Origin of the sequence: Streptomyces sp. TRM70350 (assembly GCF_019219825.1) — a bacterium.
Taxonomy (GTDB): domain Bacteria; phylum Actinomycetota; class Actinomycetes; order Streptomycetales; family Streptomycetaceae; genus Streptomyces.
Genome location: NZ_JAHUXH010000035.1, coordinates 37,326 through 62,749, shown reverse-complemented (window position 1 = coordinate 62,749; position 25,424 = coordinate 37,326). Strand labels below are relative to the sequence as shown.

21 protein-coding genes are annotated in these 25,424 nt (G+C 74.1%); 3 read left to right on the top strand and 18 right to left on the bottom strand.

Features of this window, described 5'->3' with window-relative positions:
* Positions 1-20 precede the first annotated feature (20 nt).
* The 3 genes from KWI83_RS32940 to KWI83_RS32930 all read right to left on the bottom strand — a co-directional run bounded on the left by KWI83_RS32940 (position 21) and on the right by KWI83_RS32930 (position 4,061).
* Complete coding sequence (locus KWI83_RS32940) at positions 21-1,052, bottom strand: rod shape-determining protein (RefSeq protein ID WP_218518061.1); 1,032 nt, start codon at positions 1,050-1,052, stop codon at positions 21-23.
* Between the two features lie 227 nt (positions 1,053-1,279).
* Positions 1,280-2,617: a carboxyl transferase domain-containing protein gene (locus KWI83_RS32935; RefSeq protein WP_218518060.1), complete on the bottom strand. Its 1,338-nt coding sequence runs from the start codon at positions 2,615-2,617 to the stop codon at positions 1,280-1,282.
* Complete coding sequence (locus KWI83_RS32930) at positions 2,610-4,061, bottom strand: acyl-CoA synthetase (RefSeq protein ID WP_218518059.1); 1,452 nt, start codon at positions 4,059-4,061, stop codon at positions 2,610-2,612. Before KWI83_RS32930 ends, KWI83_RS32935 begins: the two co-directional genes overlap by 8 nt.
* Positions 4,062-4,185: 124 nt before the next feature.
* Here KWI83_RS32930 and KWI83_RS32925 point away from each other — a divergent pair, with 124 nt between their 5' ends.
* Positions 4,186-5,058 (top strand): RimK family alpha-L-glutamate ligase, encoded by an 873-nt coding sequence (locus KWI83_RS32925; protein WP_218518058.1) that lies wholly within the window; start codon positions 4,186-4,188, stop codon positions 5,056-5,058.
* 617 nt (positions 5,059-5,675) lie between these two features.
* Here KWI83_RS32925 and KWI83_RS32920 read toward each other — a convergent pair.
* The 9 genes from KWI83_RS32920 to KWI83_RS32880 form a co-directional block, all read right to left on the bottom strand.
* A complete protein-coding gene (locus KWI83_RS32920) occupies positions 5,676-6,281 on the bottom strand; it encodes a hypothetical protein (RefSeq protein ID WP_374106426.1) in 606 nt (201 codons plus the stop codon).
* Entirely contained in the window at positions 6,253-7,077 is an 825-nt protein-coding gene (locus KWI83_RS32915) for an FkbM family methyltransferase (protein ID WP_218518056.1), read from the bottom strand. The genes KWI83_RS32920 and KWI83_RS32915 overlap by 29 nt, the downstream gene beginning before the upstream one ends.
* 338 nt (positions 7,078-7,415) lie before the next feature.
* Positions 7,416-7,667: a Trm112 family protein gene (locus KWI83_RS32910; RefSeq protein WP_218518055.1), complete on the bottom strand. Its 252-nt coding sequence runs from the start codon at positions 7,665-7,667 to the stop codon at positions 7,416-7,418.
* A complete protein-coding gene (locus tag KWI83_RS32905; RefSeq protein ID WP_218518072.1) occupies positions 7,664-8,569 on the bottom strand; it encodes a hypothetical protein in 906 nt (301 codons plus the stop codon). Before KWI83_RS32905 ends, KWI83_RS32910 begins: the two co-directional genes overlap by 4 nt.
* 15 nt (positions 8,570-8,584) lie before the next feature.
* Complete coding sequence (locus tag KWI83_RS32900; protein ID WP_218518054.1) at positions 8,585-9,313, bottom strand: class I SAM-dependent methyltransferase; 729 nt, start codon at positions 9,311-9,313, stop codon at positions 8,585-8,587.
* Positions 9,310-10,593: a condensation protein gene (locus KWI83_RS32895; RefSeq protein WP_218518053.1), complete on the bottom strand. Its 1,284-nt coding sequence runs from the start codon at positions 10,591-10,593 to the stop codon at positions 9,310-9,312. Before KWI83_RS32895 ends, KWI83_RS32900 begins: the two co-directional genes overlap by 4 nt.
* Entirely contained in the window at positions 10,590-14,873 is a 4,284-nt protein-coding gene (locus KWI83_RS32890) for an alpha-(1->3)-arabinofuranosyltransferase (protein WP_218518052.1), read from the bottom strand. Before KWI83_RS32890 ends, KWI83_RS32895 begins: the two co-directional genes overlap by 4 nt.
* Positions 14,870-15,700, bottom strand: coding sequence for a class I SAM-dependent methyltransferase (locus KWI83_RS32885; RefSeq protein ID WP_256363127.1), 831 nt, complete (start codon positions 15,698-15,700; stop codon positions 14,870-14,872). Before KWI83_RS32885 ends, KWI83_RS32890 begins: the two co-directional genes overlap by 4 nt.
* Positions 15,697-16,848: a glycosyltransferase family 4 protein gene (locus KWI83_RS32880; protein ID WP_218518051.1), complete on the bottom strand. Its 1,152-nt coding sequence runs from the start codon at positions 16,846-16,848 to the stop codon at positions 15,697-15,699. Before KWI83_RS32880 ends, KWI83_RS32885 begins: the two co-directional genes overlap by 4 nt.
* 308 nt (positions 16,849-17,156) lie before the next feature.
* On the opposite strand from KWI83_RS32880, the gene KWI83_RS32875 reads away from it, so the two are divergent.
* The gene (locus KWI83_RS32875; protein ID WP_218518050.1) at positions 17,157-17,309 is read left to right on the top strand and encodes a hypothetical protein; all 153 of its coding nucleotides are present in this window, start codon (positions 17,157-17,159) and stop codon (positions 17,307-17,309) included.
* 3 nt (positions 17,310-17,312) lie between these two features.
* On the top strand, positions 17,313-18,665 hold the full coding sequence (locus KWI83_RS32870; protein ID WP_374106425.1) for a PucR family transcriptional regulator: 1,353 nt from the start codon (positions 17,313-17,315) through the stop codon (positions 18,663-18,665).
* Here KWI83_RS32870 and KWI83_RS32865 read toward each other — a convergent pair.
* The 6 genes from KWI83_RS32865 to KWI83_RS32840 all read right to left on the bottom strand — a co-directional run bounded on the left by KWI83_RS32865 (position 18,593) and on the right by KWI83_RS32840 (position 25,394).
* On the bottom strand, positions 18,593-19,705 hold the full coding sequence (locus KWI83_RS32865) for an MBL fold metallo-hydrolase (protein ID WP_218518049.1): 1,113 nt from the start codon (positions 19,703-19,705) through the stop codon (positions 18,593-18,595). The genes KWI83_RS32870 and KWI83_RS32865 overlap by 73 nt on opposite strands.
* Positions 19,706-19,976: 271 nt before the next feature.
* Entirely contained in the window at positions 19,977-21,251 is a 1,275-nt protein-coding gene (locus tag KWI83_RS39310; RefSeq protein WP_218518048.1) for a CdaR family transcriptional regulator, read from the bottom strand.
* 40 nt (positions 21,252-21,291) lie between these two features.
* Positions 21,292-22,188: an ABC transporter permease gene (locus KWI83_RS32855; protein WP_218518047.1), complete on the bottom strand. Its 897-nt coding sequence runs from the start codon at positions 22,186-22,188 to the stop codon at positions 21,292-21,294.
* Positions 22,175-22,963, bottom strand: coding sequence for an ABC transporter ATP-binding protein (locus KWI83_RS32850; protein ID WP_218518046.1), 789 nt, complete (start codon positions 22,961-22,963; stop codon positions 22,175-22,177). Before KWI83_RS32850 ends, KWI83_RS32855 begins: the two co-directional genes overlap by 14 nt.
* A 42-nt stretch (positions 22,964-23,005) precedes the next feature.
* A complete protein-coding gene (locus KWI83_RS32845; RefSeq protein ID WP_218518045.1) occupies positions 23,006-24,157 on the bottom strand; it encodes an ABC transporter substrate-binding protein in 1,152 nt (383 codons plus the stop codon).
* Positions 24,144-25,394: a sulfate adenylyltransferase subunit 1 gene (locus KWI83_RS32840; protein ID WP_256363137.1), complete on the bottom strand. Its 1,251-nt coding sequence runs from the start codon at positions 25,392-25,394 to the stop codon at positions 24,144-24,146. Before KWI83_RS32840 ends, KWI83_RS32845 begins: the two co-directional genes overlap by 14 nt.
* Positions 25,395-25,424: the final 30 nt, after the last annotated feature.

Below are 25,424 nucleotides of genomic sequence, written 5' to 3'. Positions count from 1 at the left end.
CGGTGGGCCGGTCGGCGCGGTCAGGCGGTCAGCGGCTGCAGTGGCTCGACCCGGCCCTCCAGCATGGTGCCGAGGCCCTGTACGGCGCACATGTCCGGCCGTTCGGCGATGTGCACGGGCATGCCGGTGGCCTGCCGCAGCATCTGGTCGAACCCGGGGAGCAGGGCGCTGCCCCCCACCATCACGATCCCCCGGTCGGCGAGGTCGGCCACCAGGTCGGGCGGGCAGTCCCGCAGCACCTTGCCGATACCGTCCAGCACGGCGGTCAGCGGCGTCTGGATGGCGTCGCGCACGGCGGCGGTGTCGACCCGCACGCTGCGGGCGAGGCCGGTGGCGACATCGCGCCCGTGGATCTCCGTGGAGGCCGGTCCGTGCGGGGTGAGCCCGTTGCCGGACAGGGCGAGCTGCAGTGGCCGTACCGACTGACTCGGCAGCATCAGCTCGTGCTCGTGCCGCAGATGCTGCACGATCGCGTGGTCCACGGCCTCACCGCCGACCGGAATCCGCTCGGCGGTGACGATCGAGCCGAGGGAGAGCACCGCGACCTGTGTGGCGGCCGCCCCGCACACCAGGACCATGGTCGCCTCGGGCTGCTCCACCGGCAGCCCGCAGCCGACGGCGGCGGCGATCAGCGTGTCGACCAGCTCGACCCGCCGGGCGCCCAGACCGACGAGGGTCTCGATGGTCGCGCGCTGGGCGAGGGGATCGGCGTCGTGCGGTGTACAGGCGGCGGCGCGCAGCCGCGGCTTGCGGCGCAGCGCACGGCGGATCTTGTCGCCGAGCAGATGGCGCAGCATCCGCTGGGCCATCTCGATGTCGACCACCGTGCCACCGGACACCGGCCGGACGACCCGGATGTAGTGCGGTGTGCGTCCCGTCATCTTCTCGGCGAACTCACCGACCGCGATCAGCGCTCCGGTACGGGTGTTCACGGCGGCCACCGACGGCTGGTCCACGACGATCCCCGTGCCCCTGACGTACACCCGCGTCCGCGCCGCCCCCAGGTCGACGGCGAAATGGCAGCGCCGCAGCTGCTCCAGACTGGCGGTCATGGCGGATCCTCCCGGGCAACGGACCGAGGTGCCGCCGGACGGCGGGCCTCTTTGGCATCGTGCGGGGGGTGGGGTGGGGGGCGCCTTCTGGAGGGGGCCGGGCGGGGCTCGGCCGTATGGGTGGTCTTGCGGTGCGCCGCGCCCGTCAGGCTTGACGCGGCCTGCTCGGAGGTGGCTGCGGGCGATCTCCACGGCTCGGGCACACGGGCGTCGTGTTGCTCCGCCCCTCAGGAAGGGAACAACCGCTCGTTTGATCGCGCTATCCCCAGTTCGATCAAGTCCTGTGGTCGGACCCGGAGTTGGTCGGCCGTCGACTCCACCTCCTTTGGCGGTCGTTTGAGTATCGCGGCGGCGAGTTCCGGGGCTATCACGGAGAAGTAGCTGTCCGGGGTGGCCCAGGTGTTGCCCGGCGCGGCCAGGGCGAGCGCGCCGCCGGAGCCGCCCTCGCCGATCACCAGCGTCGTGATCGGCGTGCGGGCCGAGGCCACCGCGCCGAACAGGTCGGCGATCGCCGCCCCCACGCCCTGCCGCTCCGCCTCCGCGTCGTTCGCGGCGCCCGGGGTGTCCACCAGGGTCAGCACCGGGATGCCCAGCCGGTCCGCGAGGCGGATCAGCCGGGCGGCGGTGCGGTAACCGGCGGGGCGGGTCGCCGTCCCGGCCTGGGCGGCGTACGCGACCGTACGGCCGTCATGGTCGCCGAAGCCGCACAGCATCCCGTCGTCGGTGCCGCCGCACCGGTCGCCGCTGATCGCCACCCGGTGGGTGAAGTAGGCGTCCAGGTAGCTCTGCGCGCGCGGGCGTTGCGGCGAGCGGGCGCGCCGGACCGCTTCCCAGCCGGAGGCGGGCAGGTCGGTCGCGCCGAGGGGGCGCGGCGGTGGCGCCGGTTCGGTGGACGGGGCGCTGAGCAGCCGGAGCCATCGCCCCAGCGTCGGCTGCAGTTCCTCCGGGCCGACGACCGCGTCGGCGGCGCCCGCCGCGACCTGGGCCTCGGCCGTGTACGCCGCCGGGTCCGCGTCCGCCGGGCGGACCCGGGAGCCCGCGAAGCCGACCTGGGCGCCGGGCAGCGCGAGGATCACGTCGGCGCCCGCGCCGAGGGTGGCCCAGCCGCCGCCCGTGGTGGGGTCGCGCAGCACGGCGAGCTGGGGCAGCCCGGCCTCCCGGGTGAGCGCCGACTGGCGGGCCACGCGCTGGAGTTGGGTCAGCGCGACCATGCCCTCCTGCATGCGGCTGCCTCCGGTGGCGATCAGCGCGACGACCGGCAGCCGGTGGTCGCGGGCGTGGGTGTGCGCCGCCTGAAGCCGGTCGCCGGTGCGTTCGCCGAGCGAGCCGCCGAGGAAGCCGAACTCGAAGGCGATCAGGACGGCCGGGGTGCCCTCGACGCGGGCGGTGCCGCAGACGACGGACTCGTCCTCGCCGGTGCGGTCGGCGGCGCGGGCGCGCAAGGCGTCGTACCCGTCCCAGGCGAGGGGTCCGCCGGGCTGGGACTGCCTTGGTGGCGAGGGGATTTCGACGAAGTCGTCGGTGACGAGGGCGATGGCCGCGCGGGCGGAGGGGCGCTCAGGCATGCAGCGCCCGCTTCATGATCTTCCCCATGTCGTTGCGGGGGAGGGCGTCGAGGTGGTGGACGACCCGCGGCCGCTTGTGCGGGGCGAGACGACGGGCCACGTGGTCGGCCAACTCGTCCACGCCGGGCGGTGATTGTGGGTCCGTCGGCACGATCCAGGCGACGATCCGCTCCCCGAGGTCGGGGTCGGGCTCGCCGGTGACGGCGGCCTCGCGGACCCCGGGGTGTTCCAGGAGCGCGTTCTCGATCTCACCGGCGCCGATCTTGTAACCGCCGCTCTTGATCAGGTCGGTGGCCTTGCGGCCGACGATCCGGACACAGCCGTCCGGGTCGCGGACCGCCATGTCGCCGGTGCGGAACCAGCCGTCGGCGGTGAAGGCGGCGGCGGTGGCGTCCGGCCGGTTGAGGTACTCGGTGAACAGATTGGGCCCGCGCACCTGGATCTCGCCGACGCTCTCACCGTCGTACGCCTCGATGGGCGTCCCGTCGTCCTCCACCAGCCGCAGCTCCACGCCGGGCAGCGGGACGCCGACGGTGCCGGGGCGGGCCTCGCCGTCCGCGCGGACGCTGGTGTTCATCAGCGTCTCGGTCATGCCGTACCGCTCGATGACCCGGCGGCCGGTGGCGGACGCGATCCGCTCGTGGTCGTGCACGGGGAGGGCGGCCGAGCCGGAGACCAGCAGGCGCGCCCCGGCCAGCGCCTTGACCAGCCCGGGGTCGGTGGGGAGGGCCTCGGCGATGCGGTGGTACATCGTCGGGACGCCGAACAGCACGGTCGCGCCTGCGCTCAGCTCCCGGGCGACGCCCTCGGGGCTGAACCGGCCGAGGTGCCGCACGGATCCGCCGCGCCGGAGCGGGCCGAGGATCCCGAGGACCAGCCCGTGCACATGGAACAGCGGCAGCCCGTGCACGAGCACGTCGTCGCCGGTCCACTGCCAGGCGTCGGCGAGCGCGTCGAGGGTCGCGGCGATCGCCCGGCGCGGGATGACGGCGCCCTTGGGCGGGCCGGTGGTGCCGGAGGTGTAGACGATCAGGGCGGGGGCGGCGTCGTCGGAGTGGTCCGCTTCGTCTGTCGGGACCGGGCCGGTCGCGTGGACGTCGACGTCGATGCGCGGCAAACCGGCGAGCGGGGCGGGGAGTTCGGCGCCGGGGGCGGTGAGTACGGCGTCCGGGGCGCTGTCGGCGAGGATGTGCCCGAGTTCCTTCTCGCCCGACTTCGGGTTGAGCGGTACGGCGGCCACTCCGGCGGCGAGGGCGCCGACGGTGGCGACGGCGGTCTCCAGGGTCGGGGTCGCCCAGACGGCGATCCGGTCGGCCGCGCGGATCCGGTCGGCCACGGAGCCCGCGGCGGCGGCGAGTTCCGTGTAGGTCATGGCCCGGTCACCGAAGCGCAGCGCGGGTCGGTCGCCCGCGTGGCCGGTCAGGGCCGGGAAGAGAGAGGACACGTGTCGTACTCCTTGGTCGTCGTCACCTGTTGCCATGGTGCCGGTGCGGGCCCCGGAGCGGGGAGCGCGGGCTCCGGTTCCGTTCACCGATACTGGGGCTTCACCGAAGAGGATGGAGAGAGCCGTGGCCCGTATAGCCCTCGTCACCTGTCGTCCCGGGGCCGAGGTCAGTGTTGACCGGGATCTTCCGGTGCTGGTCGAGGCGTTGAGGGAGGCCCGGGCCGACGCGGTCGCCGTGGAGTGGGATCGGGGCGGGGTCGACTGGGGTGGCTTCGACCTCGTCCTGATTCGGTCGACCTGGGACTACAGCTGGCGGGCGGCCGAGTTCGTGGAATGGGTGGAGGCCTGCGGGAAGGCCACGCGGCTGGCCAATCCGGCGGACGTGGTGCGGTGGAACGTCGACAAGCGGTATCTGGGCGAGTTGGCGGCGGCCGGGGTGCCGGTGGTGCCGACCCGGTATGTCGCGCCGGGCGAGGCGGTCGAGCTGCCCGGTGACCGGGAGTACGTCGTCAAGCCGACCTCGGGCGCGGGCGCGCGGTTCGCCGCTCGGTACACGCCCGACCAGCACGACATCGCCGTACGGCACCTTGAGCGGATGCACGCCGAGGGTTTCACCGCGATGGTGCAGCCGTATGTCACGGGCATCGACGTGGGCGGGGAGCGGGCGTTGCAGTTCTTCGGCGGCCGGTTGCTGCACGCCAGCCGTAAGGGGGCCGTGCTGGCGCGGGGGACGGCGTACGACGAGCGCAAGGTCGCCCACCCGGGGCTGGAGGTCTGGCAGCCGACGGACGCGGAACTGGCCGTCGCCGAGCGCGCGTTGGCCGCCGTGCCCGGGGCTCCCGAGCTGCTGTACGCGCGCGTCGATCTGGTCGACGGGGAGGGCGGGGAGCCGCGGGTGATGGAGCTGGAGCTGGTCGAGCCGAATCTGTTTCTGTCGTTGCACAGTGCTTCTGTGCCGCGGGTTGTGGAGGCGGTGCTGGCGGCTGCGCGGGGGTGATCGGGTGGGTGTGGTTCGGGTGGTCGGGTGGGCGTGCCGACGGTGGATTGGGGCGGGTGTGCTGCTCGGTGGTCCGGTCGGTGCGTCCGGGGCGGGCGGGCCAGCGGTGGCTCTGGGGCAGGCGTGCTGGTCGGTGGGTTCAGGTGGGCGTGCTGGTTGGCGGGTCGGGGCGGTGCGTGCAAGCGGTGGATCTGGGGCAGCGTGCTGGTCGGTGGTTTCGGGGCGGGGGTGCCGGTCGGTGCGTCCGGGGCGGGGCATGCAAGCGTGGCCTGGTGCAGGTGTGCTGGTCGGTGGTTTCGGGTCCGGCGTTCCGGTCGGAGGGCCCGGGGCGTGTGCGTGACAAGTGGTGGCGGGGCAGGCGTGCTGGTCGGTGGTCTCTGGACCGGCGTGCCGGTCGGTGGATCAGGCCCGCGTGGCGGGCGGTGGTTCGGGACCGGCGTAGCGCTCGGTGGGCCCCCGGCCGGGGTGCGCCGGGCGGTCGGGGCGGAGTGGACATGGCGGTCGGTGGGGCCGGGGCGGAGCGGTGGGGCCGGGCGGGGTGCGGTCGGTGGGGCGTGTCGGCCGCTCTTCGGTACGCCGGTACGCCCGTCACTCCGGCACCCCCGCACCCTCCGGGGTCACAGGATCCGGTGGCCGCCGATCATCGTGCGTTGCAGCAGGCCCCACGTGAACTCCGCCATCACCTCGTGGCGTTGGCCGTCGGCGTCGGGAGCGGTGAAGGAGAGGCCCCAGCGGCTGGGGGCCGTGCCCTCCAGGGGGCGGGCGGGGGCGAAGGCGCGGGCGGCGTCGTCGACCGTGCAGGACCAGGGGTAGAGGTCCTCGACCGTGTGCAGCTCGGCGGGCTTGGCGTCCGGCGCGCGGACCAGCCACTCGTTCCAGACCGTTCCGCCCGGGGCGAGCAGCACCTCGAAACGCAGGTCGGGCCAGAGGACGACCGGCCACTGCCAGGCCTCGCAGTCCAGCTCGCCGATACGGCGGGAGGTCGTCCACTCGGGTGCGCCGAGGATCGCCCGGTGCCGGCTCTGGGCGGCGCGGACGCGCGGTGAGCGGAGCAGCATCTGCCAGCGCCGGTTCACCTCCTGCATCCGCGTGATGGAGACGCCCAGTTCGCGGCGGGCGTCCTCGACCAGGTCGGGATTGTGGTCGGCCATGCGGCGCAGCAGGACCACCTGGAACTCGACAGGGCTGAAGGGGCTAGTGGGGTTCTCTGCGGAGGACGGCATGCGAACCATCGTCGCCCATTCGGCCCCTTCCCGGGCGCCGTCCGTCCGGAAGGAACAGCACGGAGTTGACGTATCGGGTCCGGTCGTGTAATGGGAGCACCCGCCTGAGCAGTCCGTGTGACGCGACGTGCGAAGTGGCTGCCTGATGGGCCTCCAGGGGGAAGTCGGCAAGGGGGATCCAGCGGTCACCGGGGAGCACCCAGCCGTCATATCCGAGCATCGCCAAATACGTCAGGACGGGCGAGATGGGTTGGATACGGGACTCCAGTTCGACGAACAGAGCCGGGCGGTCGCGGGTCAGCAGAGCCGTCCCGCCGCGCAGGACCGCCAGCTCGCTGCCGTCCACGTCGATCTTGATGAAACCGACGTCCCGCAGGCTCAGATCGTCCAGCGCGACGCAGCGGACGTCCACCGCGTGGGCGTGGATGTCCCTCCGGACGAGGGACGACACGCCCCGGTTGCCGGTGCCGTCGGGCGGCAGCCAGAGGCGCGCCCGTCCGGGGCGGTCCGCGGCGGCGGCCTGGATCACCCGGACGTTGGGCGGCGCGGTGGCGGAGAGCAGGTGGGCCAGGTGCGGGACCGGTTCGATGGTCACCACCTGGCGGGCGTGGCGGGACAGGCGGCGGGTCCAGGGCCCGTACCAGCCGCCGATGTCCACCGCCGTACCGCAGCCGGGCGGGCACAGCTCGGCGATCCTCGCCAGCTCCGGTTCGAAGCGGGGGTAGACCGCGCGGGCGGCCGCCGCGACGAGACGGGCCGGGAGGAAGGGGGCGAGGCGGGCGGCGAGCGTGGTCATGGGGCCTTCCGTTTCCGGTTCCGAGGCCTCGGGTCCGAGGCCGTCCGTCTTTGGGCCGTGCGTCTTGGACCGTCCGTCTCGGGCCGTCCGTCTTCGGGCTGTGCGTCTCGGGCTGTGCGTCTTGGGTCGAGCGTCTTGGACCGTCTTTGGGCCGTGCGCCTCGGGCTATGCGTCTGGGCTGTGCGTCTGGGCCGTCCGTCTTGGGCCGTCCGTCTTGCGCCGCTCGTCATGGACCGTGCGTCATGTGCCGTCCGTCTTTGGTCGAGCGTCTTGCGCCGTCCTGTTTTGGACCGTGCGCCATGGGCGGTCCGGTCAAGGGCCCATGCGCACGCCCATCGTCATGGGCCCATTCGTTTGAGGAAGTCCTCGTGCTCGTCCTCGGAGACCTGTTCGCCGGACGACGGCAGCAGTTGCGGGATGCCGTCGACGATCGGGTAGCGGCGGCGCAGGCGCGGGTTGTACAGCACCTGGGCCGACGTCCCGGGCTCGTCCGGCGGCAGCAGGTGCAGCGGGCCCTTGTCGAGGGGGCACGCCAGGATCTTCAGCAGTTGGTCGTCGATACCCGTGGAGGTGCTCGGGGAGGAACTCATGGTGGGGTCAACTCCTTGGGGGAGGCGGGGGCCTGGGGAGCGGTGTCGTGCTTCGGCATGGTCAGCAGCACGGTGACCGCGAGCGCCGTGCCCGCCAGCCGCAGGGCGAGCCGCAGCGGATCGTCCGGCAGCGCCTCGCCGAACGACAGCGTGCCGAGCACCGCCGTGTACAGGCAGGTCACCGTCGTACACACCGGCACGATCAGCGAGGCCCGGCAGCGTTGCAGCGCCGCCTGCGACATGACCAGGCCGAACGCGCCGGTGAAGAGCAGCAGGTACGGGTACGGGGAGCGCAGTACGGCGAGCAGCGCGCCGCCGATGTCACTGGCCGACCAGTAGCCGGAGAGGCCCTTGATGGCGAGCGAGCTGACCCCGTAGAGCAGGCCCACCGCCACCCCGTACTCCACGCCCGTCGTCGGCATCCGGTGCCGGCGCAGGGCGCGGCGCTCGGCGGCGCGGTACAGCCAGACGCCGCACGCGAGCGACGGCACGCACAGCAGCAGCACCAGCGGATAGGGGGCGCCGCGGCTGACGGTGTCCGTGCCCTCGTCCAGGGAGAGGACGACCATCAGCAGCGCGGCGAGGATCGCGGCGAGCGCGTACCGCTCCCGTCCGCTGGTCTCCTCGCCCAGCAGCCGCGCGGAGAGCAGGACGAGCAGCACGAGTCCGGAGACGAAGATGCCCTGCGCGGCCGCGATCGGCAGGGTGCGGTAGACGATGAGCTGGGCGGCGAAACCGGCCGCGAGGGCGAGCGAGCCGCCGATCCACAGCGGGCTGCCGAGCACCAGGCGCAGCAGGCGGCCCGGGCGGCGGACGGTGACCTCGGGCAGCGCGGCCAGCGCCCGTTTCTCCAGCACGAAGCCGCTGCTGTACAGGACGTTCGCGAGCAGGGCCGCGGCCACTCCCCACCACACGGCCTAGGTCCTTCGCGCGTGCAGCAGCAGGATCGAGGCGAGGGGTGGTCGGGCGCAGGCGAGCCGGTCCAGGGCGCGCAGCGGACGCGGTACGCCGTGGAAGGGGGCCCCTTCCAGTCGTACGACCTCGAAGCCCGCCGCCGCGACGAACTCCCGCAGCGCGCGGGCCGTGTACAGCCGCAGATGTCCTACGACCTCCCGGCCCGGACGCCCGTGGATGGCGCGCAGGCTCACCTCGGAGAAGACTGGCTGGACGCCGGCCAGGAGGAGGGCCCGGTTGTACCAGGCGGCGAGGTTGGGGGTGGAGAGCATCAGGTGGCCGCCCGGGCGCAGCACGCGGCGGATCTCGTCGAGGGCCGCGTCCGGGTCGGTCAGGTGCTCGATCACCTCGCTGAACAGGACGGCGTCGGCGGCGGCGGTACGGAACGGCAGGCCGCCGTCGGTGAGTTCGCCGCGGATCGCGCATGCGAGGCGGGGGCGGGCGCGGGTGAGGGCGTCCTGGGACCAGTCGACGCCGATGATGCGGTGGCCGGGGAGGAGCGGGGCGGCGGTGGCGGCGGCGGTGCCGTCGCCGCAGCCGATGTCGAGGATGAGGCCCGGTGCGGTGCTCGCGCCGAGGGCGGTGGCGAGCATGCGCGCCTGGCGGAGGCTGCGGGGGGTGCCGGAGGCGACCGGGACGGCCGGGTTCTCGTAGAAGTCGCGGAGGCCCCTTGGGGGTGCGGTGGTGGTCATCGGGGGACCTCCGTCGTGTGCAGGTAGTGCTCGAACAGGTCCCGTAGGTGGGCGCCGTCGCCGGGGCCGAGGAGGGTGCGGGACCAGCGCAGGGCCAGGTGGAGGCGGCCCGCAGTGGAGGCGGTCGTGACCGTGAGGCCGCGGGGCATGCGGGCGGGGGCCGAGAACCACACCGCGTGCGCGCGGCCCGCCTCCTCGCCGAAGTCCAGGGGATACGGGATGCGGCCGATGTTGCTGAGGAGCGTCGTGGAGGTCCACGGGGCGGCGGCCCGGCGGAGGGTGCGGGTGAGGGCGGCACGCCAGCGGACGGGGACGACGGGGGCGGTCAGGAGGGCGGCGCCGTGGCCCAGTTGGGGGCGGGGGAGGGACTTCAGGGCGCGGGTGCGGCGGGCCGTGCGGCGCAGCAGGGCGGGCATGTCCTGCGTGGTCAACTCGGCCGGTGAGAAGGGGACTTCCACCAGACGGGTGCCGTTGCCCATCGGCATCGTCGTGTCGCGGGGCCGGTCGTCCACGGGCATGGTGATGCGGAGCGGGCGGGGACGGGCGCCGTGTTCGCGGTTCCAGTGGGCGAGGGTGAGGGCGGTGGTGACCATGAGCTGGTCGTTGACCGTGTAGGGGGCGCCTTTGGGGCGGTGGGGGAGGGGGAGGTCGGTGACGAGCATGCCGTTGCCGGGGGAGGGGTCGGGGGTGCCGGGGGCCACGCGGGCGGGTGGGGTCCAGTGGGAGGGGGTGGCCTCGGCGGGCGGTACGGCTTCGGCCGCACGGGTGGGTGGGGCCGCGGGCGAGTTGTCGCGGCCGCCGTACAGCTCCGCCGCGGTGGCCAGGACGCGCAGGCAGGCCGGGCCGTCGAGGGCGGTGTGGTTGATGGTCAGGAAGAGGACAGTGCCGTTGGGGACGCTCACCGCCTCCAACCGGACCGGCGGGGACAGTGACAGCGGCGGGGCCTGGGTCAGGGCCCTCGTCCTGGCGTCCTCCAGCGCATCCCTGCCCGGCGCCGGAAAGCCCACCACCTCCACATCCGGTTCCTCCGTCAGCTCCCACTCGTAGCGGCGGCGGTACCACGGGCCCGGAGCCTCGCGCATCAGGATGCGGGGATGGCGCCGCAACGCCTCCGTGAAAGCCTTGCGAAGGCGCGGTGGGTCCAGGGGGCCCGGGAGGTGGACCTCGATGTGGACCGTCTCCGGTTCCTCGTCCTGGAGGCAGTGGCGGGCCACCTCGTCCACGACCGGGAACGGGATCCGCACCGCCGGGCGGGGCGTCGCGTTGTCCAGTGCGGTCATCGGATGCCGTCTCCCCCTTTGAGTTCCGGGCTGCCGGGACCGCGCGCCGAGACCGGTGGCCCGGCCTCCGCGCGCGGGAACGGGTCCTGCACGGCCCTCCTGCGGCGCGGCAGGGGCTGCGTCGGGTCCGCCACCGGCGGCAGGACCGCCGTGGTGTCTCCACCGCGCCGTTCCCGCACGCTCACCAGCGCCGCGAACAGGCCGATCAGCGCGAGCAGTTGGGCCGCGTGCGAGAAGGCGCCGCCGCCGTCCCCGGCCGGCTCACCCGCCCCCGTCGCCGCCACCACACCGGCTCCCGCGAGCGCCACGAACGCGACCGGCACCAGCAGCGCGTGCCGCCGGTACGCCAGCACGGCCAGCACCGGCACCAGCAGCGCGAACCACCCGGCGATCACCGCGCCGACCAGCGTCAGCGCCACCGTGCCCAGCCACAGGCCCGGCGTCGGGGGCACCGGCTGCGGCGCGTCGGGATTGGGTGCGCGCCGCCGCCACAGCACCAGGCCGACCAGCCCGGCCAGCCCCACCCCGGTGCCGACCAGCCCGGCCTCGTACGTCGTCGACGGCTCGTACGACAGCTTGACCGTGCCGCCCGCCCCGGCCGGGATCCGCCAGCCCTGCTGCCAGCCGTCCAGCCGGACCGGGGTCAGCTCCTCGCCGTTCAGCGTGGCTTCCCAGCCGTCGTTGAAGTTCTCGTACGTCGTCAGGTACGAGGCCGCGCCCGAGCCGACCGTCACCTCGCGGCGGTCGCCGAGCCAGTCGCGTATCCGCAGGTCACGGCCGGTGGACACCGGCTCGGTCACGGTGCCGCGCGTCAGGGTCACGTCCGTCAGGACCAGCGGACCGGCGTCGCCCGCCTCGACCCGGTGCGCGCCCTCGGACAGTTCCACACCGTCCGACGGGCACAGCGACACCTCCACCGGCCGGCGTTCCGTGAGGTCCCGTACCGTGCCCTTGACGCTGGTCCGGTACAGCTCCCCGTCCACCGCCAGCACCGGCCCCCGACCGCACGGCAGCGAGAACTCCCGGTCGGGACGGGGCTGCGGGGTGCGGTAGCTGTCGAGGGCCGGGAGGTAGGCCTCGGTGAGGCCCACCGGCAGGTGCAGGTCCTCGTCGACGACCGGGTTGTAGAGGGTGAGCGGGGCCGTCTCGGTGACCGTGATGTCCAGGCGGTCCGTCGTGATCGCCGGGAACCGCACCCAGCCGTTCTCGTCCACTCCGGCGCTCGCCGCCCCGTCGGGGGAGCTGATGCGCACCTCGGTGGGGCGGGTGGACAGGCCGCCCGCCGCCGCCAGCACCAGCTCGCTCACCGGCTGCTTGCCCTGCCAGCGCAGATGGATCGTGGGTTGGTCGCCCGCGATCCACGCCGTGGTCAGGTCGCCGTCGGTGAGGTTGCGCGCGGACAGCCCCGCGCCGAGCCGGGCCGTGGAGTCGGCGGTGGCGGTGATGCGGCTGCGCTGGTCGGGCGCGATCTCGTAGAGCAGCCGGTCCAGTTCCTCGCCCGGCACCGGCACCGCGCTCGCCTTCACCTCGTACGTCCCCGCCCCGGTCGTCGTGAAGCGCCGGTGCAGGCCCGCCTCGGTGCCGGTGGGGGAGATGCCGGTGGGGTCGGCCGGGCGGTGCAGGGAGACGATCTCCGAGGCCGCCGACGAGACGTCCGTCGGCAGCCGCAGCAGGCGCGTCACCTGCACGTCCGGCAGCCGGATCTCGGCGAAGCCCGCCCCGGTCAGCCCGGCCTTGCGGGCCACCGAGTCGACGATCGTCAGTTTCATCCAACGCGTCGCGCCCGCCGGGGCCCTGACGCTCTGCGTCATCCCGTTCGGCTGGAGGAAGCTGGTCACCGACCCTCGCTCGGTCTCCACCCGCACCCGTGTCGGAGCCGCCCGCACGCTCTCCTGCGGCAGCGGCGTCACCTCGAACGACGACGGCATGTCGTACTCGTCCGAGCCCGAGCCCGAGCCCGAGCCCGCGAACTCGATCCGCAGCCACTGCCCGTTCGGCGACCCGTCCGACCCTTCCGTCCACGCGGTGTCCGGGTTGCCGTCGAAGGCGTTGACCGGGTCGTACTGCGGCAGATGGAAGAGCCAGCTGCCGTACGAGGACGCCGTCACCGACCGCGCCCCGCGCAGCTCGGCCACCGTCTGGTGGTCGAGGCCGGTCACCGGCAGGATCTGGTGCGGTGGCTCACCGGCGTTTTGGTGGGCGTCGGGCGCGTTCCGCTCGTCCTTGGTGTACGTGTACGAGGTGTTGGCGTTGACCAGCCCGAACCGCGTGTCCGCGCGGCGCAGCCCGTCGCCGGTCACCTGCAGCGGCGGGGAGCCGAGGCCGGGGTGGTGGTCACCGGCCAGCACGGTCGCCCGGCCGCGCAGGTCGGAGGCGAGCGGCAGCAGGGACTCGGGGCCGCCGGAGACGACGGCCGTGTCGGCGATCGGGTACAACCCCGCCTGTCCCGGCCGCGGCACCCCCTCCCCCGGGGGCTGGTAGATCTCCACCGCCCGCTGCCGTGGGTAGAGGCCCTCGACCTGGAGCGGGGTGTCGTCCGCGATCCGCCCGCCCGTCATGACCGGGCCGAGCCCGGTCACCCGCTGGTAGCCGGACTGCTCCAGCGTGCGCTTGACGATCGTGGTCGGGACGGCACCGATCTGGTCGGGGTCGAGATCGTTGCGTACGACGACGTAGTGGATGCCCGCACGGCTCAGGTAGTCGGCCAGGCCCGGGACTTCGCCGCCGGTCAGCAGGGCCTGCTCCACGGCGTCCATCGCGCGGCGGTTGCCGGGCGTGCCGAACGGGACGTAGTCGCGCTGCGCCCAGCGGGACTCGGCGAGCACGTCGAGGGGCTGGTCGATGGGGGAGCCCCAGGTGTAGATGCCGTGCGCGGTCGCCGGGACGACGAGGGCCCGCGAGTCGGGGGAGTACTTCTCCAGCCAGTCGGCGGTGGCCTGCCAGTACCTGGGGAGCTCCTGGAAGGACCCCGGGTTGAGGATCGACCCGTTGAGGTACGGCCACACCAGCCCCGGCAGCACCAGCACCGCCGCGACCAGCGGGGCGAACCGGCGTCCGCGTACCCGCCGGGCCCCGCGCGGTTCCGCCGCCACGGCGACCAGGTGGGCGAGGCCCAGGACCAGGGCCAGCGCCAGGCCCGTCTGGAACTTGTAGATGTTCCGGAAGGGCGCCAGCCAGCCGTTCAGCCAGTCCTGCACGGTGTCGTGGAAGGGCGCCCCGAACGCGCCGCCGTACCCCGCGAGCAGGACCAGCCCGGTCACGAGCACGGTCAGCACCAGCCAGCGCCGCTCCGGCATGTCCCGCCGCGCCAGCCCGGCCAGCCCCAGTCCCGCGGCGAACGCCGAGCAGAGGATCACGATCACCGAGGAGGCCACGGTCCACCCGGCCGGCAGCCACGCCTCACCGAAGTGCAGATACGCCACCCAGTTCCCGGCGCCGCGCAGTGCCTCCGTGGCCGACATGGTGGCCGTGGTCGTGGCGGAACTCTCGATGTACGGAAGGAAGTTCTCCCCGTACACGCCCAGCAACAGCAGTGGAATCCACCACCAGGCGGTCGCCACGATCATGCCGGGCACCCACCAGGCGATCAGCTTCCGCTGCCGTGGACCCGGCGGGCGGGACAGCAGATACAGGCCCACCGGCAGCAGGGACGCCAGCGTCGAGGCCGCGTTCACCCCGCCCATGAAGGGGATGACCAGCGCCGACCGCAGCGCGGCCACGCGGGCGCTGTACCGCTCGTCGGTCAGCGGCAGCAGCACCCACGGCAGGAAGGCGCCGGGCAGCGCGGCGGCCGACGTCGAGCCGACGACGATCGTGAACACCGGCCACAGCGCGTACGCCACCGCCGCGAGCAGCCGGGACGCGCCACTGCCGATCCGCAGCCGCTCCGCCAGCCGCAGCGCGCCCCAGAAGGCGACGGACACCACGAGAGACATCCACAGGCGCTCCGCCAGCCACACCGGCAGGTCGACCGCCCGGCACAGCCAGTGGAAGGGAAGCATCGGCCACAGATAGCCGACGTACTGGTCCTGGATGCCGCCGAAGCCGCCCCGGTCGTGCCACAGCTGGCCGAGATCGGCGAGGAACTGGCCGGGGTCGACGGTCACCCCGAGCTTGGTGTCGAAGGTCTGCCGGCCCGGCCGCACCGCGAGGAACAGCACGAGGACCACGGCCCAGAACCCCAGCAGCCAGCGCCGCGACCGCGGGCCCTCCGGGGGGCCCGCGGTGGTCGCGGTGGTGGGGACGGCTGCCGGGGGAGGGGCCTGGACCGTGGTCGTCATGGGGGACACCGCCGGAGGATGAGGAGGAGATTCCAGGTGGCCACCTCACGGATGCCGGGTGCCTTGACGACGGCCTCCGGGAGGAAGGGCCAGTAGCGGGAGCGCGCCGTGACGAGCGTGACGTCGTCGCGGGCGCGGACCTGCCGCAGGGTGGGACCGATGTGCACGGCGAAGAGGTTCTCGCCGAGGGTGTGCTTGGCGGGCTTTCCGGTACGGCGCCGGTAGCGGGCGCGGGCCCGCTCGGCGCCGAAGTAGTGCCACGGGGCCCACTCGTGCCCGCCCCACGGCGACAGCCAGTTGGTGAACGACACGTAGATCAGCCCGCCGGGCCGGGTCACGCGCGCCAACTCGCTGAGGAAGGTCTGCGGGTCGGCCACGTGCTCCAGGACGTTGGAGGAGAAGGTGACGTCGGCGACCCCGTCGGACAGCGGCAGCAGATAGCCGTCGGCGATCACCGCCCCGTCGGGCGGCTTCTCGCCGAGCTCGCGCACGTCGGGCTCGAACAGGTAGGCGTGCGCACCCCGCCTCCGAAACTCCTCGGTGAAGTGCCCACTGCCCCCACCGACGTCCACGACGACCCGTCCGGCAACCGACCCGTCGTACGCCTCGACCTGATCGACGGCATCACGGGCGAGGAGGGAGTAGCAGGCGTCGGGGTCGTCCTGCTCGTGCCGGAAGGCGCGGAAGAGGGCAAGGGAGCGACGGAAAGACGGATCCTTGAAACCCCGGTGAGGTGACGCCGAGAAGGGACGCGGGGAACTGCGTGACCAGCCACGAACGACCCGCAGTCGCCGGACGGCCGTAGGCGCACGGCGAATAGGCGTCATCGCACCCAGCCCCGCAGGGCCTCCGCGGCCACCGCCCGGAACTGACGCACCGTCCGGTCCCACCGATACCGCGCCGCCCGATCCCGCGCCGCCTTCCCCATCAGCTCACGGCGATGCGGCGACAGCGCAAGCGTGCACCAGGCCGCCGCGAAGGAGGACTCACCCGCGGCCAGCAAACCGGTCTCACCGTCGACCACGGAGTCCCTGAGCCCCGGCACGTCGAACCCGACCGTCGGCGTCTCCCGCGCCGCCGCCTCCGTCACGACCAGCCCCCAGCCCTCCACCGCCGACGGATGCAGCAGCAGCCACGCCGCACACAGCAACCGGTGCTTCTCGGCCTCGGAAACATGCCCGGTGAACTCGACCCCCGGCCCGGCCAGCGCAGCGAGCCGCTCCCGTTCCGGCCCGTCGCCCACGATCACCAGTCGGCCACCGGTGACCGGGCGGACCCGCTCCCACAGCCGCAGCAGCAGGTCGATGCGCTTGTACTCGACGAGTCGGCCGACCGCCACGAACAGCGGCTCGGGCGAGCGGTCGGCGCGCGGGCCGGGTTCCTCGACGCCGTTGTGGACGACCCGGATGCGTTCGCGTTCCACGCCGAGCGCGCGCAGCGCATGGGCGGTGGAGGGAGAGACGGCGACCAGCAGACCGCGGGACTGCACCCCGGTCAGCGCCCAGTGTTCGAGTCTTCGGCCGATCCGGGCGGCGGGCGCCAGCGGGCCGCCGAAGCGCATCCGCCACAGGTCGGAGTGGACGTGGTTGACCAGGCACAGGGTGGGGCCGCGATGCCACAGGGGGGCGAGGTAGGGCATGCCGTTGCACACCTCGACCAGCAGGTCGCAGTCGCCGACCTGGCGGGCGAAGGCCGAGCGGGCGCGCAGATAGTGGCCGTAGGGGCCGCCCGCCGAGACGACCCGGTACTCACGGAAGGCCGCGGGGCCGCCGCACAGGAGGGTGACCTGGTGGCCGAGGCGGGTCAGGCCCTCGGCCAGCCGGTCGACGAGCAGCTCGGAGCCGCCCGCGGCCGGGTTGCCGAGGTCCCGGTGGGCGAGGAAAACGATGCGGCGCGGGATTGGGGGAAGCGCCGAGTGGTGCTGCTGCGGCCGGGGGAGCGCGGCGCGCAGCGGGGGCGGCACGTGCTGGGGCATGGGTGCTCCAACTCGTCTCGGGGTGCGGTACTCGATGTGGGGAAGGGGGGTACCTGTTGAGCCGGGGCTGTGGACAGGCTGTGCTCGGGGTGGGGTGGACAGTTTTCGCCCAGGCGTTCGTCGCGGCTACTCACCGGCATGACAATTTCGGCGCTTGTTGTACCTGACGTCACGTCACAACGTGAGCGTCGGTCCGATACCGGCCCTTGACGGCACTCGAACACGCGCCGAGACTGGGCCGACGGGCAGGGGCGGGCGCGCCGGGGTGGGACGACCTCCGGACTCCGGACCAGAGAGGCTGACCCCGCATGTCCAGACTGATCGCCGCCACCGTGACCGTCGTGGTCGCGGCCGCCCTCGCCGTGGCCGCCGCGCTCGGCGTCGTCGCGCTGCTCGAAGCCACCCCCGAGCAACCCAACAGTCCGCTGATCACCTACGAACAAGCAGGTCAGGGGAGCTGACCGGTGACCGCCCGCCCGGCAACCGTCACCCAGGCCGCCCCGGCCGCCCCCACCGGCACGGCCGGCGCGTCCCGTTCCGCCTGGCACGAGGTGCCCCGGCTCCAGGTGCGCCGGTTCGCGGCGATCGCCATGGCCGAGGCACCCGCGCTGGCCGAGGAGATCCTGCGCGAGATCCGCCGCGAGTACCCGCACCTGCCGCTCGTGCTGGACGAGAACGGCGAGCCGATGGCGCTGGTCGGCATCCGGCGGGCCATCGAGGTGTTCGTGCAGCACCTGGAGCACGCCGACTACTCGACGGGCCGCCCCACCGTGCCGCCCGGCGTCTTCCAGGACTTCGGCCGCGGCGAGGGCTACAACGGCCGCACCCTCGACTCCCTCCAGGCGATCTACCGGATGGGGGTACGGCTGGCCTGGCGCCGTTTCGCCGACATCGGCCAGCGCGTTCAGATCCCGCCGCCCGCGATGTACGAGCTGGTCGACGCGGGCTACGAGTACCTCGACGGCCTGGTCGACCAGTCCGTGCGCGGATACGCCGAGGCCGCCGCCCGCCAGGCCGGGGAACGCCTGCGCCTGCAGCGCCGCCTCATGGAGCTGCTGCTCACCGAACGTCACCGCGGCGACCCCGCCGACGCCCTCGCCGAACGCGCCGCCCGGATCGGCTGGCCGCTGCCCGAGAAGGTCGCCGTCGGGGTGCTGCTGCGCCCGGCGCGGGAGGCGGTCGCGCCCGCGGTCGGACAGGGCGTGCTGCTCGACCTGGAGTACGAGCAGCCCCGTATGGTCGTGCCCGAGCCGGACGCCGCCGGGCGCGTCGAGCTGCTGCAACGGGCGCTCGGCGGCTGGGCGGGCGCGATCGGGCCGCCGGTGCCGCTGGCCGACGCCGCGAAGTCGCTGCGCTGGGCCGAGGCCGCCGTACGCCTGATGGAGCGGCGGCTGCTGCCCGCCGGGGAGGTGCTGTTCTGCACCGAGCACACCGAGGCGCTGGTGCTGCTCCAGCCCGAGGAACTCCTCGACGACCTGGCGCTGCGCTGCCTCGCCCCGCTCGCGCACTGCGGGCCCGCCCACGCGCGGCGGCTCGCGGAGACGCTGCTGGCCTGGCTCGAGACGCGGGGCGGGGCGCCGGAGGTGGCGGCGCGGCTCGGGGTGCATCCTCAGACCGTCCGGTACCGGTTGCGGCAGATACGGGAGCTGTGGGGCGACGAGATCGACGACCCCGACCGGCGCTTCGAACTGGAACTGGTGCTGCGCGCCCGGCGGCTGCGCGGCGAGATCGGCCGGGGCGGCGCTCAGTCCGGGCGGGCGGCGGCGCCGACCGGCAGGCGGGTGAGGTCACGGCCGACGACCACGCGCCCGGAGTAGCCCCGGCTCGCCTTGGCGTGCCAGGTGGTGTCCGGGACGATGTTGGTGGCGCCGGGCACGAGGTGGCTCAGGACCAGCGTGGGCACACCGGCGCGTTCGGCGAGCGGGCCGACCCGGGTGGCGTCGGTGTGGCTGATCTCCATGTGCCGCTGCTGGGCCGGTTTCAGCCCGCCCAGGGCGAGGGTGTCCAGGTCCACCACCTCGTGCACGAGGATGTCCGCGCCGCGCGCCAGCCGGGCCACGTTCGCGCAGGGCGCGGTGTCGCCGCTGAACACGACCGACCCGTCGGCGGTGTCGAAGCGGTAGGCGAAGGACGGGTAGACCGGCGGGTGCTCCACCAGCACCGCCGTGACCCGCACCCGCTCGTCCCGCATCACCTCGAACGGCTCCATCGGCGGCGCCATCAGCTTCCGGGGCCCGGCGCCCCTGGGCGGGCGGAACCGGATGTCGTGCGGCACGATCAGCTCCCGGATGTCGGGCCAGCCCTCGCTGCGCATCCGGACGTTGATGTCGTAGGCGGTCGCGGCGATCTGGGCGGTGATCAGGTCCTTGGTGCCCGGGGTGGGATCGGCCGGGCTGACGGTCCGGACCCGGCGCCCGGCGGGATGGACGGCGGGGAGTGTCCCGGCGGAACCGGGGCCGTAGATGTGCACCGGCCCGCCCAGCGGCTGGAACCCGCCGAACCGCAGCCACAGCAGCGGGTACAGGTCCGACAGATGGTCGGAGTGCAGATGCGTGACGAACATGGCGGTGAGCTGCTCGGCCGTCAGCCAGGCCTCCGCGTACCGGCCGAACGTGCCCGGCCCGCAGTCCACGAGATAGGCCCGCCCGTCGACGACCAGCGCGGAAGAGATACCGGCCCGCCCGTGCATGGGGACGGGGCCGCCGCTGGTGCCGAGCAGCACGAGCTGGGTGCCCTTGTGCGGTACGGCGACCGCGGGGGCGGGGCGCAGGGGGAGCGCGGCGGCCGCGGTGATGCCGGACGCGACGGCGGCGGTGCGCAGGAGGGTGCGGCGGGTGGGTGCGGGGAAGGTGGGCATGGCGGATCCCGGGGGAGGCTGAGGGGGCGTACGGGGCTGCGGGTACGCGGTGCGGATGCGAAGTCGGGTGCTGTTGTTCTCCCGTTGCCCTGCCGGGCCCCGGAAGTTCGACCTCGTCAAGCAGTCAACGACCGTTGGGCGCCGCGGGCGTTGGTCCGACCGCCCAAACTCCGGCAGATATTTGGGACACGGGCTTCATGCAACGCCCTGAAGGGACGCGGGGCTGTATCGATATGCGGCTCCGCCGCGTGGGCGCGACCAGCCACATCGCTCACTGCCCCGGCCCCAGCAGCCGCACGATCTCCAGCGCCATCCGCAGCTCCAGCGCGTCCTGCTCCAGCGGCCGCCCCAACAGCCGCACCGCCCGCCGCACCCGGTACGTCACCGTGTTCCGCGCCACGAACAGCCGCTCCGCAGCCCCCTGCGGGCTGCGGCCCTCCGCCAGATACACCCGCAGCGTCTCCCGCAGTTCCCGCACCCGCGGATCATCGGCGCCCAGCCCCCCGAGCACCCGCGCGGCGAACCACCGGGCATGCTCCACATCGGCGGTGAGCAGGGCCGCCGTGCTCACGTCGGCGTAGTCGCACAGCCAGCCCGTGTGGCCGAAGCGGGCCACGCGCTGTGCCTCGCGGGCGCCGCGGTGGCTGCGCCGGAAGCCCTCCGCGCCGTACCCCACCGGCCCCAGAGCGGCCAGGAGTGGCCGGCGTTCGGGGACCAGCCTCGGCAGGCGGGCGAGCGCGTCGCGCGGCGGCTCGGCCGGCCAGCACGCCCACGCCCACAGCTCCGCGCTGCCCGCCGCCACGCTCAGCAGGCTCTCCGCCCCGGCCGCCCGGCTCAACTCACCGGCCAGCAGCCGCAGTTCCTCCACGGATGTGTCGGGCGCACCGGAGGTGACGATGAACGCCACGTGGTGGCGGGCCATTTCGTAGCCGAGCGTGCGGGCCGCGACCGCCCCGCCGACCAGCCGCCCGGCCAGCAGGTCGTCCACGATCCGGCGGCGGGCCGCCTCCCGGCCGCGCCGCCACCGGTCCCGCTCGGCGACGTACTCCTCGGCGAGCCGGCTGGCCTGCACGTCGGCGTAGACGAACAGCAGCTCGCTGACCCGGTGGCTCTCCTGGATCCGGACGTCGTCCGGTTCCTTGTCGAGCGCCTCCATCAGCCGCCCGTGCAGATAGGCGTGCCCGAGCCGCACCCCGCGCAGCACCCGCTCCAACGGAACGTTGCGGCGGGCCAGTTCGGCGTTGCTCGCCATCGCCTCGGGCACCACCAGCGAGCCCTTCGGCTCCGGTTCGGTGAGCAGCCCGCGCAGCGCCTGCAGCACCGTCGCCTCCACCGCCCGGTGGAACGGCGGATACGCGCCGGGCCCGCCGTGCTCCGGCACGTGCCGCACGATGTGCGCCGCCATGTCCCGGGCGACCTCGACGGCCCAGCCGACCGGCCCCGGCCCCAGCGGCCCGCGCGCCGCGGCCAGGGTCTCGGGGGAGCACACCGGCTCCGGCGGCGCCGCCGAGGGCGCCAGCCGCAGCAGCCACGACGACCCGCTCACCCGGCCAGTACAGCAGATACGACCCGCCCCGGCGCTACCGTCACCGGGCCCCCGCGAGACCTCGCGACCGGAGCATCCGCCGCTCCAGCGGGGCGAACAGCAGCAGGTCCACCGCGATGCCCACGACGAGGATCTCCCCGATGGTGGCGAGCACCAGCGCCATGTCCTGGTAGGAGCGGGCGTTCTCCAGGAGCTGGCCGAGGCCGAGTCCCAGCTCCGGGGAGCTGGCGATGAGTTCGGCCGCCATCAGGGACCGCCAGGAGAACGCCCAGCCCTGCTTGAGGCCTGCCAGGTAGCCGGGCAGCGCCGCCGGCAGCAGCACGTACCGCACCCGGGCGGCCCCGGTGGCGCCGAGCACCCGCCCGGCCCGCAGATACAGCGGCGGCACCTGGTCGACCCCGGTCAGCAGCCCGTTCGCGATGGACGGTACGGCGCCGAGCAGGATCACCGCGTAGATCGTGGCGTCGGTCAGCCCGAACCACACCACCGCGGCCGGCACCCACGCCACCGACGGCAGCGACTGCAACCCGGACAGCACCGGCCCGACGGCGACCCGCAGCGGCCGCAGCGCACTGAGCAGCAGCCCCGTCCCGGTCCCGATGAGCACGGCCACGGCGAAACCGAGCGCGCCGCGCTCCATGCTGGTCCACACCGTCGAGAACAGCGTCCCCTCGTACCACTGGTCGGACAGCGCCCGCCCCACGTCGGCCGGGGACGGCAGCAGATAGTCCGGCCTGAGCTCGGCCTCGTACGCGGCCTGCCAGGCGAGCAGGACCAGGACGACGGCCACCACGGGCGGCAGCAGCCGCTGTCGCAGCAGCCGTCCGACAGGCGTCCGGGCGGACCCGGCGGGCGCGCTGTCCAGCGCGTCCAGGCCCGCCTCGACGGCCGCGGTCTCCTGGACCTTGCGGGTCGTGACCGTCTCACCGGCGGCCATGGCGGCGTATCTCCTCCCGTAACGCGTCGGTGACCAGGGCCGTGAGGGCGGCCTCCGGGGTGCCGGTGGCGGCCCACTCGCGGGCGATCCGGCCCGGCCGGGAGGACAGCAGCACGACCCGCTGCCCGAGCCGGACCGCCTCGCGGACGTTGTGGGTGACGAACAGGACGGTGAGGTTGTTCTCGGCCCAGATCCGGGTGAGTTCCTCGTGCAGCACATCGCGGGTGATGGCGTCGAGCGCGGCGAACGGCTCGTCCATCAGCAGCACGTCGGCGTCCTGGGCCAGCGCGCGGGCCAGGGCGACGCGCTGGCGCATCCCGCCGGACAGCTCGTGGATCCGCTTGCCGTACGCGTCCTTCAGCCGGACCAGGTCGAGCAGCCGCCGCGCCTGTTCGGGCCGCTCGCGCCGGGGCACCCCGCGCAGCCGCAGGGCGAGTTCCACGTTCCGCCCGGCGGTGAGCCAGGGGAACAGGGCGTGGTCCTGGAACATCAGCGCGGGCCGCCGCCCGCCGGGCACGTCGATGGCGCCCGTGGACGGCCGGTCCAGGCCCGCGACCAGGTTGAGCAGCGTGGACTTGCCGCAGCCGGAGGCGCCCAGCACACAGACGAACTCGCCGCGGCCGACGGTCAGCCCGATGTCGTCGAGGACCGTCTGGCGGCGCCCGGCGGTGTCGAACCACTTGGAGACATGGGTGAGGCGTACGGCGGGTCGCTCCGCCTCGGCCACGAGGACGGGGCGGGCCGGTGCGCCGGCCCGCAGCACCGTTTCTGACATGGGATCAAATCCTTTGGTTCGGGGAGGTCTCAGAGGGCTGTCTCAGGGGGCTGTCCCAGAGGCCGCGGCACCGAGCCCGGCGTCGTCCACGGCCGCCTCGCCCCGCTGGGCGAGGACCCGGTTGAGGGGGCGCAGATCGAGGATTCCGTCCAGGGCGTCACGGCTGCCGCCGAGCAGGCCGAGCCGTTCGGCCCGGTCGGCCTCCTCGGCGAGGGTCGCGGCGAGCGGATCGGCGGTGAGGCGGACGTGCCGCCAGGCCGCGTCGAGGACCCGGTCCGGCAGCGGGCGGCCGGTCAGCGTCTCGATGGCCCGGTTGACGGCCGCCCGCCCTTCGGCGGGCCGGGTCCTCAGCCAGGCGTTGGTGCGCACCGCGCCGCGCAGCACGGCCTCGACGACGTCCGGATGGTCTTCGAGGAACGACGGGTCGACCACCACGAGCGCGGTGACGAACGCGCCGCCGTCCCACAGGTCCGCCTCGTCGACCAGCACCCGCCCACCGGACGCGACGAGCTGCGCCGCCACCGGCTCCGGCACCCACGCCCCGTCGATCGCGCCGCGCCGGAAGCTCGTCGGGATCTCCTTGACGGACTGCCGTACGACCGTCACGTCACCGCGTCCGGTGCGCGGGTCGACCTTCCAGCCCTGCTGCCGGATCCAGTGCAGCAGCGCCACGTCCTGCGTGCTGCCCGCCTCGGGCGTCGCGATCCGCAGCCCCCGGATGTCCGTGCCGCGCACCTTCGTGTCCGCGTCGACGACCAGCGCGACCCCGCCCGAGGCGGCACCCGAGACGATCCTGAGGCCACGGCCACCGGAGCGCAGGAAGCCGTTGATCGCGGGCGACGGGCCCATCCACGCGATGTCCACCGCACCGGCGTTGAGCGCCTCCAGCGCCGACGGGCCGCCGTTGAACACCTGCGTGCGCAGCCGGGTGCCGCCCAGCTCGCGGGTGAGGTAGCCCTCCTGGACGGCGGCCAGCGGCGTGGCGTGGGCAACGTTGGCGAAGTAGCCGACGGAGACCGACTCCGCCGACAGCGGCGGACCCGTGCCGACGGCCGGGGCCGCCGCCGCGCCCGGCGCCCGGGACCCGTAGCCGCAGCCCGCCACGCCGAGCAGGAGCAGCAGGAGCAGCGCCAGGGCCGCTCGGAGCGGACGCCGGGAGCGGCGGGACGTGCGGCGGCGCTCAGGCAGCCGCATCGGGGGTCCCCGGAGCGGTCGCGCCGACCATGCCCGCGGTCAGCGTGGCCCCGTCGGCCGGGTCGATCAGCACGAACGAGCCGGTGCGGCGGCTGTCCTCGTAGCGGTCGAACGCCAGCCGCTCGGCGGTGCGCAGTGCCACCTGCCCGATCTCGTTGAGGTCCAGCCGCCCGGCGCCCCGGATCTGCCGGACCACCGCGCGCACGGTCCGTGTGGTGTGCCGCAGCAGCACGTGGTCCCCGGGCCGCAGCGGGCGTTCGTGCAGATGGCACACGGCCGCCTCGACGTCCCGGGACACCTCCGGCAACGCCGCCACCGGGACGATCAGGTCCCCGCGGGAGACGTCCAGGTCGTCGGCGAGGCGCAGCGCGCCCGACTGCGGGGAGCGCACCAGCTCGGCCGGGGCGCCCAGGACGTCGACGCCGGTGACGGTGGTGGTCCGCCCGGACGGCAGCACGGTGACCCGGTCGCCGACGCGCAGGGCGCCGGTCGCGAGCTGACCGGCGTACAGGCGCCGGTCGCCGGAGCGGATGACGTACTGGACCGGGAAGCGGGCGGGCGCGTCCGCGGCCTCCTCGCTGACGGGCACGTTCTCCAGATGGGCCAGGACGGTCGGGCCGCCGTACCAGTCCATGCGCGTGGACGGCTCGACGACGTTGTCCCCGGCGAGCGCGGAGATCGGGATCGCGGTGACCTCGGGGATGCCGAGTCCGGTCGCGAGGCGCGTGAACTCCCCGGCGATGCGGGCGAAGGCGGACTCCTCGTAGCCGACGAGGTCCATCTTGTTGACGGCGAGCACCACGTGCGGCACCCGCAGCAGCGCCGCCACGGCCGCGTGCCGGCGGGTCTGCTCGACCACGCCCTTGCGGGCGTCGACGAGGATCACGGTGAGGGCGGCGGTGGAGGCGCCGGTGACCATGTTCCGGGTGTACTGCACATGGCCCGGGGTGTCGGCGAGGATGAACCGGCGGCGGGGCGTGGCGAAGTAGCGGTACGCCACGTCGATGGTGATGCCCTGCTCGCGCTCGGCGCGCAGCCCGTCGGTGAGCAGGGCCAGGTCGGGTCCCTCCCCGGAGGAGGCGCGGGCCACGGCCTCCAGCTGGTCGGCGAGGACCGACTTGGAGTCGTGCAGCAGCCGCCCCACGAGGGTGGACTTGCCGTCGTCCACCGAGCCCGCGGTGGCCCAGCGGAGCAGGTCCGCCTCGGCCGCCGGGGCCTCAAGAGGATGGGTGGGCATGGGGTTCACGTGTCCCTCCTGTGCGCCGGC

What these genes read in the sequence shown, in the direction of transcription:
- KWI83_RS32940 (WP_218518061.1), bottom strand. Translation starts at nt 1,052, where the DNA reads ATGACCGCCAGTCTGGAGCAGCTGCGGCGCTGCCATTTCGCCGTCGAC.
- KWI83_RS32935 (WP_218518060.1), bottom strand. Translation starts at nt 2,617, where the DNA reads ATGCCTGAGCGCCCCTCCGCCCGCGCGGCCATCGCCCTCGTCACCGAC.
- KWI83_RS32920 (WP_374106426.1), bottom strand. Translation starts at nt 6,281, where the DNA reads ATGCCGTCCTCCGCAGAGAACCCCACTAGCCCCTTCAGCCCTGTCGAG.
- KWI83_RS32915 (WP_218518056.1), bottom strand. Translation starts at nt 7,077, where the DNA reads ATGACCACGCTCGCCGCCCGCCTCGCCCCCTTCCTCCCGGCCCGTCTC.
- KWI83_RS32910 (WP_218518055.1), bottom strand. Translation starts at nt 7,667, where the DNA reads ATGAGTTCCTCCCCGAGCACCTCCACGGGTATCGACGACCAACTGCTG.
- KWI83_RS32900 (WP_218518054.1), bottom strand. Translation starts at nt 9,313, where the DNA reads ATGACCACCACCGCACCCCCAAGGGGCCTCCGCGACTTCTACGAGAAC.
- KWI83_RS32895 (WP_218518053.1), bottom strand. Translation starts at nt 10,593, where the DNA reads ATGACCGCACTGGACAACGCGACGCCCCGCCCGGCGGTGCGGATCCCG.
- KWI83_RS32890 (WP_218518052.1), bottom strand. Translation starts at nt 14,873, where the DNA reads ATGACGACCACGGTCCAGGCCCCTCCCCCGGCAGCCGTCCCCACCACC.
- KWI83_RS32885 (WP_256363127.1), bottom strand. Translation starts at nt 15,700, where the DNA reads ATGACGCCTATTCGCCGTGCGCCTACGGCCGTCCGGCGACTGCGGGTC.
- KWI83_RS32880 (WP_218518051.1), bottom strand. Translation starts at nt 16,848, where the DNA reads ATGCCCCAGCACGTGCCGCCCCCGCTGCGCGCCGCGCTCCCCCGGCCG.
- KWI83_RS32875 (WP_218518050.1), top strand. Translation starts at nt 17,157, where the DNA reads ATGTCCAGACTGATCGCCGCCACCGTGACCGTCGTGGTCGCGGCCGCC.
- KWI83_RS32865 (WP_218518049.1), bottom strand. Translation starts at nt 19,705, where the DNA reads ATGCCCACCTTCCCCGCACCCACCCGCCGCACCCTCCTGCGCACCGCC.
- KWI83_RS32855 (WP_218518047.1), bottom strand. Translation starts at nt 22,188, where the DNA reads ATGGCCGCCGGTGAGACGGTCACGACCCGCAAGGTCCAGGAGACCGCG.
- KWI83_RS32850 (WP_218518046.1), bottom strand. Translation starts at nt 22,963, where the DNA reads ATGTCAGAAACGGTGCTGCGGGCCGGCGCACCGGCCCGCCCCGTCCTC.
- KWI83_RS32845 (WP_218518045.1), bottom strand. Translation starts at nt 24,157, where the DNA reads ATGCGGCTGCCTGAGCGCCGCCGCACGTCCCGCCGCTCCCGGCGTCCG.
- KWI83_RS32840 (WP_256363137.1), bottom strand. Translation starts at nt 25,394, where the DNA reads ATGCCCACCCATCCTCTTGAGGCCCCGGCGGCCGAGGCGGACCTGCTC.